The organism is Nonomuraea sp. NPDC005692 (assembly GCF_040631115.1).
Classification (GTDB): domain Bacteria; phylum Actinomycetota; class Actinomycetes; order Streptosporangiales; family Streptosporangiaceae; genus Nonomuraea.
Map to the genome: position 1 here is coordinate 675372 of NZ_JBEXYU010000001.1, position 15082 is coordinate 690453.

The 15082-nt window shown below is 71.1% G+C and carries 15 protein-coding genes; 5 read left to right on the forward strand and 10 right to left on the reverse strand.

Annotation, left to right across the window (positions count from 1 at the left end; translation table 11 throughout):
* Positions 1-40: 40 nt before the first annotated feature.
* Entirely contained in the window at positions 41-325 is a 285-nt protein-coding gene (locus tag ABZ459_RS03200; RefSeq protein WP_352324039.1) for a DUF4235 domain-containing protein, read from the forward strand.
* Here ABZ459_RS03200 and ABZ459_RS03205 read toward each other — a convergent pair.
* Genes ABZ459_RS03205 through ABZ459_RS03215 form a run of 3 tightly spaced genes read right to left on the reverse strand, consistent with a single transcriptional unit; the run spans position 258 to position 4195 of the window.
* A complete protein-coding gene (locus ABZ459_RS03205; protein ID WP_357965150.1) occupies positions 258-1691 on the reverse strand; it encodes a trehalose-6-phosphate synthase in 1434 nt (477 codons plus the stop codon). The genes ABZ459_RS03200 and ABZ459_RS03205 overlap by 68 nt on opposite strands.
* Before the next feature lie 9 nt (positions 1692-1700).
* Positions 1701-3251, reverse strand: coding sequence for an FAD-dependent monooxygenase (locus tag ABZ459_RS03210; RefSeq protein ID WP_357965153.1), 1551 nt, complete (start codon positions 3249-3251; stop codon positions 1701-1703).
* The gene (locus ABZ459_RS03215; protein ID WP_357965156.1) at positions 3248-4195 is read right to left on the reverse strand and encodes an MBL fold metallo-hydrolase; all 948 of its coding nucleotides are present in this window, start codon (positions 4193-4195) and stop codon (positions 3248-3250) included. Before ABZ459_RS03215 ends, ABZ459_RS03210 begins: the two co-directional genes overlap by 4 nt.
* A 174-nt stretch (positions 4196-4369) precedes the next feature.
* Between ABZ459_RS03215 and paaI the strand changes: the two genes are divergently transcribed.
* Positions 4370-4738, forward strand: a complete 369-nt coding sequence (gene paaI / locus ABZ459_RS03220; protein WP_357965867.1) for a hydroxyphenylacetyl-CoA thioesterase PaaI — start codon at positions 4370-4372, stop codon at positions 4736-4738.
* Positions 4735-6033, forward strand: coding sequence for a phenylacetate--CoA ligase PaaK (paaK, locus tag ABZ459_RS03225; protein ID WP_357965158.1), 1299 nt, complete (start codon positions 4735-4737; stop codon positions 6031-6033). The genes paaI and paaK overlap by 4 nt, the downstream gene beginning before the upstream one ends.
* Positions 6034-6066: 33 nt before the next feature.
* On the opposite strand, the gene ABZ459_RS03230 is transcribed toward paaK, so the two are convergent.
* The 4 genes from ABZ459_RS03230 to ABZ459_RS03245 form a co-directional block, all read right to left on the reverse strand.
* A complete protein-coding gene (locus ABZ459_RS03230) occupies positions 6067-6876 on the reverse strand; it encodes a hypothetical protein (protein WP_357965161.1) in 810 nt (269 codons plus the stop codon).
* Between the two features lie 93 nt (positions 6877-6969).
* Positions 6970-7269, reverse strand: a complete 300-nt coding sequence (locus ABZ459_RS03235; protein WP_352324238.1) for a DUF4193 domain-containing protein — start codon at positions 7267-7269, stop codon at positions 6970-6972.
* A 340-nt stretch (positions 7270-7609) separates the two neighbouring features.
* Positions 7610-8686, reverse strand: coding sequence for a HAMP domain-containing sensor histidine kinase (locus ABZ459_RS03240; RefSeq protein ID WP_357965163.1), 1077 nt, complete (start codon positions 8684-8686; stop codon positions 7610-7612).
* A gap of 230 nt (positions 8687-8916) precedes the next feature.
* Positions 8917-9570: a response regulator transcription factor gene (locus tag ABZ459_RS03245; RefSeq protein WP_349451511.1), complete on the reverse strand. Its 654-nt coding sequence runs from the start codon at positions 9568-9570 to the stop codon at positions 8917-8919.
* A 224-nt stretch (positions 9571-9794) separates the two neighbouring features.
* Here ABZ459_RS03245 and ABZ459_RS03250 point away from each other — a divergent pair, with 224 nt between their 5' ends.
* Positions 9795-9959 carry a hypothetical protein gene (locus tag ABZ459_RS03250; protein WP_352359142.1) on the forward strand — a complete coding sequence of 55 codons (165 nt, stop codon included), beginning with the start codon at positions 9795-9797 and terminating at the stop codon, positions 9957-9959.
* A gap of 63 nt (positions 9960-10022) precedes the next feature.
* Here ABZ459_RS03250 and ABZ459_RS03255 read toward each other — a convergent pair whose 3' ends face one another.
* Together ABZ459_RS03255 and ABZ459_RS03260 are read right to left on the reverse strand one after the other, a co-directional pair.
* Complete coding sequence (locus ABZ459_RS03255) at positions 10023-10811, reverse strand: inositol monophosphatase family protein (RefSeq protein WP_357965168.1); 789 nt, start codon at positions 10809-10811, stop codon at positions 10023-10025.
* Positions 10811-12787, reverse strand: coding sequence for a prolyl oligopeptidase family serine peptidase (locus ABZ459_RS03260; RefSeq protein WP_357965171.1), 1977 nt, complete (start codon positions 12785-12787; stop codon positions 10811-10813). The genes ABZ459_RS03255 and ABZ459_RS03260 overlap by 1 nt, the downstream gene beginning before the upstream one ends.
* A gap of 107 nt (positions 12788-12894) precedes the next feature.
* On the opposite strand from ABZ459_RS03260, the gene ABZ459_RS03265 reads away from it, so the two are divergent.
* Positions 12895-13854 (forward strand): ferrochelatase, encoded by a 960-nt coding sequence (locus ABZ459_RS03265; RefSeq protein WP_357965174.1) that lies wholly within the window; start codon positions 12895-12897, stop codon positions 13852-13854.
* Here ABZ459_RS03265 and ABZ459_RS03270 read toward each other — a convergent pair.
* Entirely contained in the window at positions 13845-15032 is a 1188-nt protein-coding gene (locus ABZ459_RS03270; protein WP_357965177.1) for a lytic transglycosylase domain-containing protein, read from the reverse strand. The genes ABZ459_RS03265 and ABZ459_RS03270 overlap by 10 nt on opposite strands.
* Between the last annotated feature and the right edge of the window lie 50 nt (positions 15033-15082).

Below are 15082 nucleotides of genomic sequence, written 5' to 3' on the forward strand. Positions count from 1 at the left end.
TTAGAGACTAGTGTTCGTTACATAGGGGAAGGGAGTTGGCATGGCGGAGGACAAACCCGACATCGCCTGGCGCGTCATCGGTGGTCTGGTGGGCATGGCGACCGCGTGGGGGATGAGGAAGCTCCTCGGGTTCGTCTGGGTCAAGGCGACCGGCAAGGAGCCGCCCCTCGACGACGACTCGCCCGAGGTCAGCATGGGTGAGGCGATCGGTTACGCGATCCTCACCGGCGTCGGGATGTCCGTGGCGCAGATCGTGGTCAACCGGACCGCCAAGAAGCGCTACGACGCGTGGAAGTCTGTGAAGCAGGTGACTCAAGGGCACTGAGGAACTCGCTCGCCCAGCGGTCCACGTCGTAGGTGGCCACCCGGCGGCGCATCGTGCGCATCCGCCGGGCCAGCTCGTGCGGCGTGGCCCGCATGGCGGCGAGCATCTGCCGCTTGACGTCCTCGATGTCGTACGGGTTCACCAGGTACGCCTGCCGCAGCTCGTCGGCCGCCCCGGTGAACTCGCTGAGCACCAGCCCGCCCTGCAAATCGTGGTGGCAGGAGATGTACTCCTTGGCCACCAGGTTCATCCCGTCGCGCAGGGGCGTGACGACCATGACGTCGGCCGCCAGGTAGAGCGCGGCCAGCTCGTCGTGGCCGTAGGACTGGTGGAAGTACTGGATCGGCTGCACCCCGATCTGGGCGTGCTCGCCGTTGATCCGGCCCACCTGCAGCTCGATGTCGTCGCGCAGCTTGCGGTACTCGTCCACGCGCTCGCGGCTCGGGGTGGCGATCTGCACGAAGACCGCCTCGTTCGGGCGCAGGCTGCCGTCCTTGAGCAGCTCGCCGAACGCCTCCAGACGCTGGCCGATGCCCTTGGTGTAGTCGAGCCGGTCCACGCCGAGCAGCACGTGCTCGGGATCGCCCAGCTCGCCCCTGATCTCCTTGGCCCGCGCCACGACGTGCGGCTCGCGCACCAGCGAGTCGAGCTGCCCGAAGTCCACCGAGATCGGGAACGCCTGCGTGGTCACCACCCGGTCGTCGAGGAAGATCTCGTTCCCCTTGTACGGCAGCCCGAGCAGCCGCCGGCACAACCGGCGGAAGTTCGAGGCGCCCCCGGGCAGCTGGAAGCCGACCAGGTCGGCGCCGAGCAGCCCCTCGACCAGCTCCTTGCGCCAGGGCAGCCGCCAGAACAGCTCGACCGGCGGGAACGGGATGTGCAGGAAGAAGCCGATCCGCAGGTCGGGCCGGAGCCGCCGGAGCATCGCGGGCACGAGCTGGAGCTGGTAGTCCTGCACCCAGACGACGGCCCCCTCCTCGGCGGCCTCGGCGGCGGCCGCGGCGAAGCGCTCGTTGACCGAACGATAGGTCTCCCACATCTCCCGCTCGAACACCGGCGGCGCCACCACGTCGTGGTAGAGCGGCCAGAGCGTGGCGTTGGAGAAACCCTCGTAGTAGAGCTCGACCTCGCGGGCCGACAGCGGGATGGGGATGAGGCTCATGCCGTCCTGCTCGAACGGTTCGAGCTTCTCGTCCGGCGCGCCGTGCCAACCGGCCCAGGCGCCGTGGCGGCGCTTCATCACGGGCGCTATGGCCGTCACGAGCCCCCCCGGGCTCCTGCGCCACGAGGCCGTTCCGTCTGGCTCGATCGTGCGATCGACCGGCAAGCGGTTCGCGACGATCAGAAACGAGCTACGGCCGGTCACGCAGTCCTCCTAGGGCTCAGGGCGAGGAGAGCCGCAGGCGCGGCTCACGGCGGCCGCGACCTCGTCCGGCCCCCCGCGGGGAATGATCGCGGCGATGTGGGCATCTGGCCTGATCACCCATGCTTCATCCGGCCGCGCACCGAGTCTTTCGGCGAGCGAGCCGGTCGCATCCATCTCCGTGAGCTCGCGGACGGCGAGCGGTGCCGTAATGACCTTGCCCAGGACCTGCACAAACAAACTCGAATCGCACATATCGCCCAACAGAACGAGGAAACCGTCCCGGCAGAACTCGCGCAGTCTGCCCTTCGCCAGCGGCACGTCCGGCAGGATCACTCCGGGGGCCGGCTCGCACAGCGCGCCCTTCGGCGGACGCCCCCCGAACGGCCGGCCCGGCTCGGGCGTGGTGAGCGGCGAGTCCACGTACCAGTAGGGCTCGGCGAAGCGCCCGGAGTCCACCTCGGCGATCAGGCCGCCCTCCAGCACCTCCCGCCGCCTGGCCCGGTCCCGGTCCGTCCTGGGCGCGAGGAAGCGCATGGTGGCGGCGGTCACCTCCAGGTTCTCCCGCGCCGCCGCGTGCCGCTCGGCGTGGTACGACTCCAGCAGCTCGGGCCCGGCCCAGCCGTTGAGCGCGAAGGCGAGCTTCCAGGCCGCGTTCTCGGCGTCGGGCACGCCCGAGTTGAGCCCCCTGGCCCCAAAGGGCGCCACCAGATGGGCGCAGTCGCCCGCCAGCAGCACCCGTCCGACCCGCATCCGCGAGGCGATGCGCGAGTGGAACCGGTACGTGCTGTGCCAGATCAGCTCGTACGGCTGTTCCCCGATGATTTGCCGGATTTTCTGCGAAATATCGGCTTCTGTTGGGATGAAGTCTGGTGCGATCTGCCAGTCGATCCGGTACGTCCCGTTCGGGCAGGGATGGATGAGGACCTGCCGGCCCGGGTTCCACACGGGGTCGAAGTAGAAGCGCCGTTCGTTCTCCCAGCCCGGCAGATCCGCCCGGATGTCGCAGATCAGGAACTGGTCGTCGAACGCCTCGCCGTCGAAGGAGACGCCGAGCGACCGGCGTACCTGCTGGGCCCGCGCCCCCGCGCAGACCAGCACATAGGGGGCGCGCAGCAGCCGCTGCCCGCACTGCACCTCGACCCCGGCCGGGTCCTGGACCAGCCCGGTGACCTCGTGGCCCCAGCGCACCTCGATGAGCGGCTGGTCGGCGATGACCTCGTCGAGCAGCTGCTCGGTGCGGGCCTGGGAGATGTTCACGCACGGCGGCAGCGGGCCCTGGCCGTCGAAGGACCAGGAGAACAGCTCGCGGTCGCGGTAGTACGTACGGGCCGTGGTCCAGGCCAGCCCCTCCTCCGCCACCCGGCCCGCGCCCGCCGCGGCCCAGATGTCGAGCACGTCGCGCTGCTGGCAGATCGACTTCGAGCCGCCGCCGTCGCGGGCCCGCCGCCGGTCGAGCACCAGCACCCGGATGCCCCAGCGGGCCAGCAGCAACGCGGCGGTCTGGCCGACGGGGCCCGCGCCGACGACGACGACCTGCGGCACGGACTCTGCGGGCCTCATGACTGGAGCTCGTCCCACACTTCGCGGTCGCGCTCGGCGGTCCAGACGCGCGGCCGTTCGACGCCGTGGAGCTCGTCCCAGAGGCGGGAGACGTTGAAGGGCAGGCAGTGCTCGAAGATGGGCCAGCCGCCGTAGCGCGGCCGCAGGGCCCGGTGGGTGCGCTCGAACGCCTCCTTCAGCCCGCCCGCCGCCCCGACCTCGCGCAGCATCACGGTGAGGAAGTCGCGGCTCTGGGCGATGGCCGCCTCGACCGCGGCCTTGCCGTGGGCCACCGCTCCCCTGCCGCCGACCAGCGTCTCGGCCCCGAACGAGGCGACGCGGTCGAGCGTGCCGGACGCCCATTCGCGGTGGAAGGCGTCGCCGGTGTAGAGCGCGGCCTGTGACTCCACCAGGTCGCCGGCGAACAGGATGCGCCGTTCGGGCAGCCAGGCCACCAGGTCGCCCTCGGTGTGGCCGCGCCCGCAGTGGGCCAGCACCAGGTCGCCCCTGCCGCCGCCGAGATCGATGGTGAAGGTGTCGCTGAACGTGGCGGTGGGCCGGGTCAGGCCGGGGATCGAGCCGGGGTCCTTGAACAGGCGGGGCATCCGGGCGTACTCGCTGGCCCAGTCCTGCTCGCCGCGCTCGGCGATCAGCTCGCGGGTCTTGTCGTGGGCCACGATGACGTCCGCGCCGAACGCCGAGGCGCCCAGCACGCGGACCGCGTGGTAGTGCGAGAGCACGAGGTATCTGACCGGTTTGCCGGTGTGCTCGCGCAGCCTGGCCAGCCAGTCGCCGGCGGCCGTGGGCGTGGCCAGCGCCTCGAAGCAGACCAGGAAGTCCTCGCCCTCGATCGCGCCCACGTTGGGGTCGCCCTCGGCGGTGAGCGCGTAGACGCCTTCCGCCAGCACCTCAAGGGACTGCCGCTTCTCACCGAGATCCGCCGACGAGGCGAACGGCTTGATCATCGTCTCTCCTCACGCGCTGAGGCCGACCCGCTGACGAACCAGGACATACCCCACAAACGGCTCCTACAGCTCCGCTGCGCCGGCCCTCCCTTGACAGTGCTCGGCAGGACGGGGAAGTGTTTACCGAACATTCGGTCAGTAAGCAAGGGAGACCTGTTGGAGAGCGCGCGTCGCATGCTGGACGCCGACACCGCCTCCGCCGCCCTGGGCATCGAGCTGGTGGAGCTGGCCGAGGGGCGCGCGGTGTGCCGGATGGCCGTGACCGGCCAGATGATCAACGGACACGCCATCTGCCACGGCGGCTACGTCTTCCTCCTGGCCGACACCGCCTTCGCCTGCGCGTGCAATACCCGGGGCCCGGTGACCGTGGCGGCCGGGGCCGAGATCACCTTCGTCGCCCCCGCCCACGAGGGCGACGTGCTGGTGGCCGAGGCGGCCGAGCGCACCACCTACGGCCGCAGCGGCATCTACGACATCACCGTGCGCGGGGCCGGCGGCCGGGTGGTCGCGGAGTTCCGCGGGCGCAGCAGGGAGCTGAGATGAGGCCCTTCCCGCCGCCGTCCCCCGAGGAGCTCGACCCGGTCGAGCGCGTCTCCAGGGACGAGCTCATGGCCCTGCAACTGCGGCGCCTGCGCTGGACGCTGTCCCACGCCTACGACAACGTGCCGCTCTACCGGCGCAAGTTCGACGAGCACGGCGTGCATCCCGGCGACTGCCGGAGCCTGGACGACCTCGCGCTCTTCCCGTTCACCACCAAGGAGGACCTGCGCGAGTCGTACCCGTTCGGCATGTTCGCCGTGCCGCGCGAGCGGGTGGCGCGCGTCCACGCCTCCTCGGGCACCACGGGCAAGCCCACGATCGTCGGGTACACCAAGGCCGACCTCGACGTCTGGGCGCAGGTGATGGCCCGGTCGATCCGGGCGTCCGGCGGGCGTCCCGGCGACGTGGTGCACGTGGCGTACGGCTACGGGCTGTTCACCGGCGGCCTCGGCGCCCACTACGGGGCCGAGCGGCTGGGCTGCACGGTGGTGCCGGTCTCCGGCGGCATGACGGCCCGGCAGGTCCAGCTCATCACCGACCTGCGGCCCAGGGTCATCATGGTCACGCCGTCGTACCTGCTGGCGCTGCTCGACGAGTTCGCCGCCCAGGGCCTCGACCCGCGCGAGAGCTCGCTGGAGATCGGCATCTTCGGCGCCGAGCCCTGGACCGAGCGCATGCGCGCCGAGATCGAGGAGCGCTTCGACCTGCACGCCGTCGACATCTACGGATTGTCGGAGGTCATGGGGCCCGGCGTGGCCAACGAGTGCGTCGAGACCAAGGACGGCCTGCACGTCTGGGAGGACCACTTCTATCCCGAGACCGTCGACCCGTTCACCGGCCGGCCCGCCCCCGACGGCGGCGAGCTGGTGTTCACCAGCCTCACCAAGGAGGCCATGCCGGTCATCCGCTACCGCACCCGCGACCTGACCCGGTTGCTGCCCGGCACGGCCAGGCCCGCCTTCCGCCGCATGGAGAAGGTCACCGGCCGCACCGACGACATGATCATCCTGCGTGGCGTGAACGTGTTCCCGACCCAGATCGAGGAGCTCGTGCTGCGCGTGCCCGGCCTGTCGCCGCACTTCCAGCTGCACCTGACCCGGCCGGACCGGCTCGACGTGCTCACCGTCAGGGTCGAGGCGCGGCCGGGCGCGACCGGCCGCGAGGAGGCCGGGCGGGCGCTGCGGCACGCGGTCAAGGCGGGCGTCGGCGTGAGCGTCGAGGTCGAGGTGGTGGACCCCGAGACGCTGGAGCGGTCGGTGGGCAAGCTCAAGCGCGTGGTGGACAGACGGGACGTCTGACCTCGCCGACCCCGTAGCCCCGCGGCCGCGGGGCTACGGCGTCAGCTCGTCACGGGGGTCGGGCGGCGGCAACGACGGGCCCTTGAGGCGCAGGTCGGCGCGGATGGCCTTGCCGAGCTTGCCGGTCGCGCCGCGGTTGAGCGCGCCGCCGGCGACGGCTCCGGTGAGGAAGGGGCCGAACGTGGTCAGATGGCGCCCGAGCGTACGCATGAGGCGGTTGCGAAGAGCGGCCTTGGACGCCGCGCCGAGCGCGAGGGAGACGGACGCGGGGGCGAGGGGGTCGATCCCGCGCTGCTTGGCCCAGGCGGAGGTGAAGGCGAAGGCACGCTGCGTGCCGGTGCCCTGGACGCGCACGCCGTAGACCTCGTGCAGCTCGGCCAGGAGCTTGACCTCGATCGCGGCGACGACGATGGTCTCCGCGACGAGCTGCGCGGGTGCGGAGAGCAGGAGGGGTGGTGCGGCGAACTGGGCCGCCGCCAGTGCTCCGCCGATGGCTCCGACCGTCATCGTGGCCTTCTGGGCGGTGCGCACCAGGTCGTCGGCGAGCTCCTCGCCGGTGAGGCCGTGATGATGCTCGGAAAGTGTCGACAGGTCACGGATGGGGATGCGGGGCGCGATGCTGAGGAAGACGTCGGCCAGCCAGCGGCCGCGGCCGGCGCCGCTCTCGCGGGCCTTCCTCGCCCCTGTGGCCAGGGACCTGGCTAGTCGGCCGAGCAGTCTGCGCCGCTCGGCCGGCTCCAGCTCACCGTGCTCGGTGAGCCGCACAACGAGCTCGCCGACCTCCTTGTCGGGGTCGGCGATCCCGTTGTCCGCCTGTTGCTTGTCCTTCTCGGGCTCGGCCACGCGATGCCTCCGTCCTCTTGGTCGCGACCGCTCAGGGTAGGCGGGCTCGGTCGTGCCTTGGGTCCCTCACCCTGAGCTCCTTCGCTCCAGCGGTCAGGCGGCGCACTCCCGGCAGATCTGCTGGCCGTTCTTCTCGGAGGCCAGCTGGCTGCGGTGGTGCACCAGGAAGCAGCGCGAGCAGGTGAACTCGTCGGCCTGACGGGGAATGACCCGCAGGGAGAGCTCTTCGTTCGACAGATCCGCGCCGGGCAGCTCCAGCGACTCGGCGAGGTCGGTCTCGTCGATGTCGATGCTGCCGGACGACTTGTCGGTACGCCGTGCCTGGAGTTCTTGGAGGCTGTCCTCCCCCAGGTCGTCGTCTGTCTTTCGCGGGCTGTCGTAGTCGGTAGCCATTGTGCTTACTCCATCCCCCTCATCTATATGTCTTCGCGCTCATCGCGCGTCTTCTAACGTCCGGGAGGCCCATCTTGTGCCCGTTCCGTCGGGGAGATTTTCCATCGGTACCCCGCGCGAACGGACAACGAACCTCCCAGCACGACAGGGCCTGCTGCCGACGGCAATGGTTAGCCAAATATGGCGAAACCCACAGCCTTGGCGTCATGCACCACCGTGTTCGACGGCACATCCAACCACATGTACGGCGAGAACGAGACGCCCCCACTACATCAACACGCGGACGAACACGCCTGAACGTCACCTGTCGGCGCCCCATGGCCCACTCAAGGACGCTCGGTCAACGCGTCGGAAGCCGAATCGTCACCACAAGTCCTCCGCCATCACGCGGCACCGCGGTCACGTTTCCACCGTGTGCCTGCACCACCGCACGGACGATGGACAGCCCCAGACCCGATCCCTTGGCCGATTCCACGCGGTCGGCGTGGAGCCTCCTGAACGGCTCGAACAGGCTGTTCACCTCGTACGCCGGGACGTGCTGCCCCGTGTTGGCCACCTGAACAACCAGCCCCCCGTCCGCCATTCCCGTTCGGATCCAGACTTTTCCGTTTTCGGGAAGGTTGTACTTCACGGCGTTCTCCAGCAGGTTGCTGACCGACCGCTCCAGAAGCACCGGGTCGCCCACGGTAGGCGCGCTGACCAGTTCGGCCACAACGGTCACGCCGTGTTCGGCGGCGAAGGGCGCGAGCTGTTCCACGGCCGTCTGCGCGACTTCCTGAACGTCGAGCGGTTTGCGTACCGCGAGTTCTCGTTCGCTCCTGGCGAGCAACAGCAGTCCCTCGATGAGCTTCTCGTTACGCGCGTTGACTTCCAGCAGCGTGCGCCCGAGCGCTTTGAGGTCCTCGGACGCCTCCGGATCCGACAACGCGATCTCCAGGACGGTCCGGTTAATCGTCAACGGCGTGCGCAATTCGTGGGAGGCGTTGGCCACGAATCTGCGCTGGGTGTCGAAGGCGATGTTGAGCCGGGTGAGCATGGCGTCGAAGGTGTCGGCCAGCTCCTTCAGCTCGTCGTTGGGGCCGCGCAGGGCGATGCGCTGGTGGGCGAGCGTGCTCTCCGACAGCTTGCGCGCCGCGCTGGTCATCTGGGCGACCGGCCGCAGCGCCCGGTCGGCCACGAAGTAGCCGATGATGAGCGCGAGGATGCCGACCCCGGCCAGCGCCATGAACGAGCTGCCGAACAGCGCGTCGCGGGCGCTGCTGACGGCCCGCCCCTTGGCCAGGGTCCACCGGTTCTGCATGATGGCGGCGTCGAGCGGGTCGAGGTCGTCGGTGATCAGGTCGGGCCAGGCGTTCTCGATCGACCTGCCGACGATCGAGTAGACGACGAACAGCAGCACGGCCGCGGCGGCGAACACCAGAGCGCTGTAGGTGAGCGTGAGCCGCCACCGGATGCTCACCTTGGCCGGCAGGCCCCTGACCCGTTCCAGGGTGCTGCGGGCGGGCGTCTCGGAGCCGGGCGGGGGCGGGCCGTCCCAGGCCGGCGGCCCGCTCGGGGGTGGCGCCTCCTGCACGCGTGTCGCCTTCCTGGCCGAATGGGGGCTGATCATCGGATGCGTCGGCCCCGCCCCGCGCTCTGGCCGTTCGCTCACAACTTGTACCCAACTCCGGGCACGGTCTCGATCACCTGAGGCTCGCCCAGCTTCTTCCGCAGCGTCATCATGGTCACCCGGACCACGTTCGTGAACGGGTCGATGTTCTCGTCCCACGCCTTGTCCAGCAGGTCCTCCTGGCTGACCACCGCGCCCTCGGCGCGCATCAGCTCCTCCAGGACCGCGAACTCCTTCTTGGTGAGGACGATCTCCTTGCCGTCGCGCTCGACCAGCCGCTTGCCCGGGTCGAGGCGGATCCCGGCCCGCTCCAGCACGGGCGGCAGGGCGGGCGCCGAACGCCGGCCGAGCGCGCGCACCCGGGCCACCAGCTCGATGAACACGAACGGCTTGGCCAGGTAGTCGTCGGCCCCGAGGCCGAGCCCCTCCACCTTGTCGTCCACGTCGCCGGAGGCGGTCAGCATGAGGATCCGCGAGGCCGAGCGCTGCTCGACCAGCCGGCGGCACACCTCGTCGCCGTGCACGACCGGCAGGTCGCGGTCGAGCACGATCACGTCGTAGTCGATGTAGGAGGTGCGCTCAAGGGCGCCGCCGCCGTCGTAGGCGACGTCGACGGCCATGGCCTCACGCCGCAGCCCTGTCGCGATCGCGTCGGCGAGCACCCGCTCATCCTCGACAACCAGCACTCGCACGCCTGGTACACCTCTTTCCGGGTCCGGTGTCTCATTCTGCCTACAGGCTCGATAAGCGCACGGTAAGGCATGTCCAGGGGTGTGCCGGGCAGGGGCCGCACAAATTCATGTTTCAGAGGGCGATAACCCGGGGTATGCCGTCGGGACACCCATTGCCCGGACATCCACTGGCAATGGGGTCCCTTCGCCCCGCACGGATCGAAACCCCTGAGAGAGTAGGTGAGATGGGCGAGTTCACCACCACGATCGAACGCCGCCTCGACCAGGCTTACAAGGGCCTCTCCGAGGCCCGTAGCACCGGCGACGACTACCTCGCCGACACCCTCACCGCCGAGATCGAGGACCTGCGCCGCCTGGCCGACGATCACGGCGTCCCGCTGCCGCGCTAGACCTACGCGTGCGACGGCCGGGGCCCGCCGGGCCCCGGCCGTCCTGTCATGCCCGCGGCCTCGTCAGGAGTCGCGTTCGGGGTCCAGCTGCACGAGCAGGTCGTGCAGCTCCTCGAACAGGCCGGGCGCCGCGCACAGCGCGAACTCCGGGCCGACCGGCCGGCCGTGCAGGCCGCCGAGCCGGGCTCCCGCCTCGGTCGCCACCAGCCCGGCCGCGGCGTGGTCCCACGTGTTGGTGCCGCGCTCGTAGTACGCGTCCACCCGGCCCGCCGCCACCGAGCACAGGTCGATGGCGCACGAGCCGCCGCGCCGGATGTCGCGCACCCGCGGCAGCACCGCCGCCACGACCTGTCCCTGCACCTCGCGGCGCGGCGCCGAGTAGCCGAACCCGGTCGCGACCAGCGCCCGGGCCAGCGGCACCCCGCTGTTGCAGCGCAGCCGCACGTCGCCCAGCCAGGCGCCCTCGCCGAGCGCGGCGGTGAACACCTCGCCCCGCGCCGGCACATTGACGACCCCGGCCACGACCCGCCCGGCGACCTCGACGGCGATGGACACCGCCCAGTCGGGCAGGCCGTACAGGAAGTTGACGGTGCCGTCGACGGGATCGACGATCCACCGCACGTCGGACGCGCCCGGCGCCTCGCCGCCCTCCTCGCCCAGGAACCGGTCGTCCGGACGGACCGCCAGGACGCGCTCGCGGATCAGCTCCTCCGACGCCTTGTCCAGGATGGTGACGACGTCGGTGGGGCTGGACTTGGTCTCGACGTCCTCCGACATCGTGGGCCGCTTGGCCAGGAGCATGTCCCCGGCCTCGCGGGCGACGTCCTCGGCCAGCCGCAGGAAGTCGGTCATCAGGCCACCGAGTCCGGGCGCTTCCACTCCTCGCCGAGCACGTGCTGGGCGAGGAAGGCCAGCACGGTCTCGTACCAGGCGACGATGTTGCCCGGCTTGAGGATCCAGTGGTTCTCGTCGGGGAAGTACAGGAACTTCGACTCGACGTCGGTGCGCTGCAGGTCCCACCACAGGCGCAGGGACTCGCCGATCGGCACCCGGTAGTCCTTGTCGCCGTGGATGACGAGCATCGGGGTGGTGATCTTGCCGAGCGCCAGGTGCGGGGAGAGCTGGTTGTAGCGCTCCGAGCCGGGCTCGCCGAACTCGCGCTGCCAGTACAGGGAGGAGTCGGTGGTGCCGGCGAACTGGTCGAGGTTCCACAGCGCGGCGTGGGTGACGATGGCCTGGTAGCGGTCGGTGTGCCCGGCCAGCCAGTTGGCCATGTAGCCGCCGAACGAGCCGCCCATCGCGGCCACGCGCTCGTTGTCGATGTCGTCCCTGGCCAGGGCGACGTCCACGATGGCGTCGAGGTCGGCCTGGGTGCGGGGGCCCCAGGCGCCCCAGCCGCGGTCGATCATCTCCTGGCCGTAGCCGGTGGACAGGCAGGGGTCGGGCATGAGGACGGCGTACCCGCGCTGCGCCATGATCCACGACTGCCAGCGCCACTGCCAGTCGTTCCAGGACGCGACCGGGCCGCCGTGGATCCACAGCAGGAACGGCGCCGGGTTGTCGGCCGAGGCGCCCTCGGGCAGCACGAGCCAGCCGCGCACGGTCGCGCCGTCGTCGGCGGTGGCCGAGATCTCCGTCAGCGTGCCCGGCACCTCGGGGCGCGGGGCCGGCGAGGGCAGGTCGGCGATCTCGCCGGTGGCCGCGTCGATCCTGGCCGGGGCGGGAGCGAGGGCGATGTTGCTGCGCAGGGCGTAGACGTACGCGCCGTCGGCGCTCGCGTTGATCCCGAGGTAGGCGGCGTCGTCGCCGGTGAGCCTGGTGTGCTCGCCGTCCAGCGGGACGTGGAAGACCGGGCGGCGGCCCTGGTGGTCGGCGACGAGGTAGAGGGCCGAGGAGTCGGGGGCCCAGGCGAGGTCCATCGGGAACAGGTCGGGCGCGTAGGCCCGGCCCTCGCCGCCGGCCAGGTCGGCGATCCACAGCTCAACCCGGACGGAGACGTCCGTGCTCGTGATGCGCTCGCGCGCGCAGGCCACCCGCGTGCCGTCGGGCGAGACGGCGATCGGGCCGCCGAAGTCGTGCGTCTCGTCGGTGAGCAGGGTGCGCCGCCGGCCGGTGGCCACGTCGATGGCGACCAGGTCCGTACGGCTGTCGCCGCCGGACAGGTACCTGCGCCAGGTGACGATCACGGTGGAGCCGTCGGGGGTGAGCTCGAAGGCGGCGTCGCGCAGCGCCTCGCCCGCGTCGGGGGTCAGCTCGCGCACGTCCTCCAGGCGGTCGGCGCCGAGCCGGCCGGTGAACAGGCGGGTGCGGGCCGGGCCGAGGTCGTGGTCCCAGTAGCGGACCGGGTAGCCCTCGTGCAGGATCGCGCTGGTCCCGGCGTCCTTGCGGGCCTTGCGCCGCTCGTCCTCGGTCGACTCGTCGCCGTCGAACACGTCGGAGGCGAACACCACCACGTCGCCCGCCGTGCGCGCGGCGCCGATGCCGCCGGGGCGGGTGGCGATCTGGCGGGCCTCGCCGCCGGCGCGCGGCAGCAGCCACAGCGCGGGCACCTCGTCGGTCGCGTCCTTGACGGTGGTGTCGGGGCGTGCGGAGGTGAACAGCACGTCCCCGGCGTCGGTGAAGACGGCGGCCGTCTCGCCCTTGGCGGAACGGGTCAGACGGTACGGCTCACCGTCGAGGGGGATCGCCCAGAGCGCGGTGCCGTACGACTTGCCGTCGGGATTGAGGGCCTGCACGGCCGAGATCAGACGGGAGCCGTCAGGCGAGAGCTTCAGGGAGAGGACCCGGGGAATGGCCACATAGTCACGAATGTCATCGAATGCGCTCACTCGATCGAACCTACCTGGTCACCGGCGCTCCGCGGGCGACGCCGCGCTCCGCTCCCCCTCGTGCTCCCTCCGGCCGGACCGCCCGCTCTCCTGACTAGGCTTGACACGTGGCTGATTACGACGCTCTGCTCGTCCTGTCGTTCGGCGGCCCCGAAGGGCCCGACGACGTGCTGCCGTTCCTGGAGAACGTCGTGCGGGGGCGCGGCGTGCCGCGCGAGCGGCTGCTCGCGGTGGCCGAGCACTACCAGGGCTTCGGCGGCGTCAGCCCGATCAACCAGCAGAACCGCGAGCTGGTCGAGGCGCTGGGCCCGGTCGCGGGCGTGCCGGTCTATTGGGGCAACCGCAACTGGCACCCCTTCGGCGAGGACACCGTGCGACGGATGGCGTCCGACGGCGTGCGCCGGGCCGCCGTCTTCGCCACCTCGGCGTTCGCCGGATATTCGAGCTGCCGCCAGTACTACGAGGACATCGCCAGGATCTCTGTCGAGGGCGGCCCCGAGCTGATCAAGATGCGGCACTTCGGCGACCATCCGGGGTTCGTCGCGGCGATGGCCGACCACACGCGCCAGGCGCTGGAGCGGCTCGGCCGCGATGACGCCCGGCTGGTGTTCACCGCCCACAGCATCCCGGTCTCGATGGCCGAGACCGCCGGCCCCTCGGGCGGCCTGTACGAGTCCCAGCTCCGCCGCAGCGCCGAGCTGGTCAACCAGGCGCTGGGCCGCGACGAGCCGTGGCACCTGGTGTGGCAGTCGCGCAGCGGCCCCCCGCAGGTGCCGTGGCTGGAGCCCGACGTGTGCGACTTCCTGCGCAAGACGGACGCCGGCTCGGTCGTGCTGGTGCCGATCGGGTTCGTCTCCGACCACATGGAGGTCGTCTACGACCTCGACACCGAGGCCCGGCAGGTGGCCGCCGAGCTCGGCCTGCCGATGGAGCGCGCGGCGACGGCCGGCACCCATCCGGCGTTCGTGCGCATGGTCAGGGAGCTGATGGACGAGCCGGAGCCCGTCGCGTGCGCGCTCACCTGCTGCCCGCGTCCGGTCCGGCCCGGCGGCCGGCCTCAGGCGTAGGTGCGGGCGTACGCCTCGGCGATGCTCATGACCTTGTTCACGTAGTCCCACGAGTGGTTGTAGAACCAGATCGACTTGCGCAGCTTGGCGCCGCCCTTGCCCGCGCCGTTGGCGCACAGGTAGTTGGCGGCGCCGGGCACCGCGTCGTAGGGGCTCCAGATGTCGGCCTTGCCGTCGCCGTCGCCGTCCACGCCGTAGTGCTTCCAGGTGGCGGGCATGAACTGCATCGGGCCCAGGGCGCCCGCGCTGGAGGGGCCGTTGTTGCGGCCGTGGCTGCTCTCGACCTGGCCGATGGCCGCCAGCACCGTCCAGGACAGGCCGGGGCAGCGGGTGGCGGCGGCCTTGTAGAGGTCGAGGTAGCTGTTCGGGCGGCCGACGGTGACCGGCTGCTGCTGCTGTTGTTGTTGCGGCTGTTGCTGTTGCTGCTGGGGGCGGCTGGCCGCGTCGAGCACGACGACCTGCGCGCCCTTGCCGAGCAGCCGGCGTACCCCGGCCTCGCCGATCGTGCCCGGCTTGCCGTGCAGCAGCACCGCGACGCCCTTCGCGAAGCCGAGCGACCGGCCCACCTCCGCGCTGACCAGGCCGTCCACGCCGGAGAGCCCGAGCGTGGCCGAGGCCGCGACCCGGAGCCTCGGGCCGCCGTCCACCTGGTACATCGCGCCGAGGATCATGCCGTACCTGCGCGTCGTGCCGGCCTCGGCGACCAGCTCGCCCCTGGCCAGCGCGCTCCAGACGGCGGGCTGGTCGGCGACGGGCTGGGGCGTCCAGGAGCGGAAGTCGGCGGGGTCGACGGCCAGCAGGTTCAGCGACGTGCCGGCGATCTTGACCGCGCCCGCGTCCACGACGGCGGCCTTCTGCACGTGCTTGAGCGCGCCCAGAGCGAGCCGGGTCCGCCGGGACACCGTGGCGGGCGCGATCGCCAGCACGCGCGGCGGCGTCACGGTGACGCCCGGCCCGCCCTGGCCGAAATCCTTGACCGGCGCCGTCGTGGGTACGAGCTGGTCGAGGCGGGGAGCGGCCTCCGGAACCACGCGGGTGATCGGCCTGCGCACCGGCTCCTGGGCCGTTCTGACCAGGTCATCGCCCATGAGCATGACGACTCCTCCGGCCGCGGCGGTGACCACGAGCACGCCGAGGACCATGAGCAGGACCGCGCGGAGAGAGGGAAGACCGGACATCAGGCACACGTTAACCCACTCACCGGAAATATCACTTGCCTTCCGGACAG

Excerpts from the sequence above, each read along its gene's own strand:
- ABZ459_RS03235 (WP_352324238.1), bottom strand. The coding sequence starts at position 7,269 with ATGGCTACCGACTACGACAGCCCGCGAAAGACAGACGACGACCTGGGG.
- ABZ459_RS03270 (WP_357965177.1), bottom strand. The coding sequence starts at position 15,032 with ATGTCCGGTCTTCCCTCTCTCCGCGCGGTCCTGCTCATGGTCCTCGGC.
- paaI (WP_357965867.1), top strand. The coding sequence starts at position 4,370 with ATGCTGGACGCCGACACCGCCTCCGCCGCCCTGGGCATCGAGCTGGTG.
- paaK (WP_357965158.1), top strand. The coding sequence starts at position 4,735 with ATGAGGCCCTTCCCGCCGCCGTCCCCCGAGGAGCTCGACCCGGTCGAG.
- ABZ459_RS03250 (WP_352359142.1), top strand. The coding sequence starts at position 9,795 with ATGGGCGAGTTCACCACCACGATCGAACGCCGCCTCGACCAGGCTTAC.
- ABZ459_RS03255 (WP_357965168.1), bottom strand. The coding sequence starts at position 10,811 with ATGACCGACTTCCTGCGGCTGGCCGAGGACGTCGCCCGCGAGGCCGGG.
- ABZ459_RS03200 (WP_352324039.1), top strand. The coding sequence starts at position 41 with ATGGCGGAGGACAAACCCGACATCGCCTGGCGCGTCATCGGTGGTCTG.
- ABZ459_RS03215 (WP_357965156.1), bottom strand. The coding sequence starts at position 4,195 with ATGATCAAGCCGTTCGCCTCGTCGGCGGATCTCGGTGAGAAGCGGCAG.
- ABZ459_RS03210 (WP_357965153.1), bottom strand. The coding sequence starts at position 3,251 with ATGAGGCCCGCAGAGTCCGTGCCGCAGGTCGTCGTCGTCGGCGCGGGC.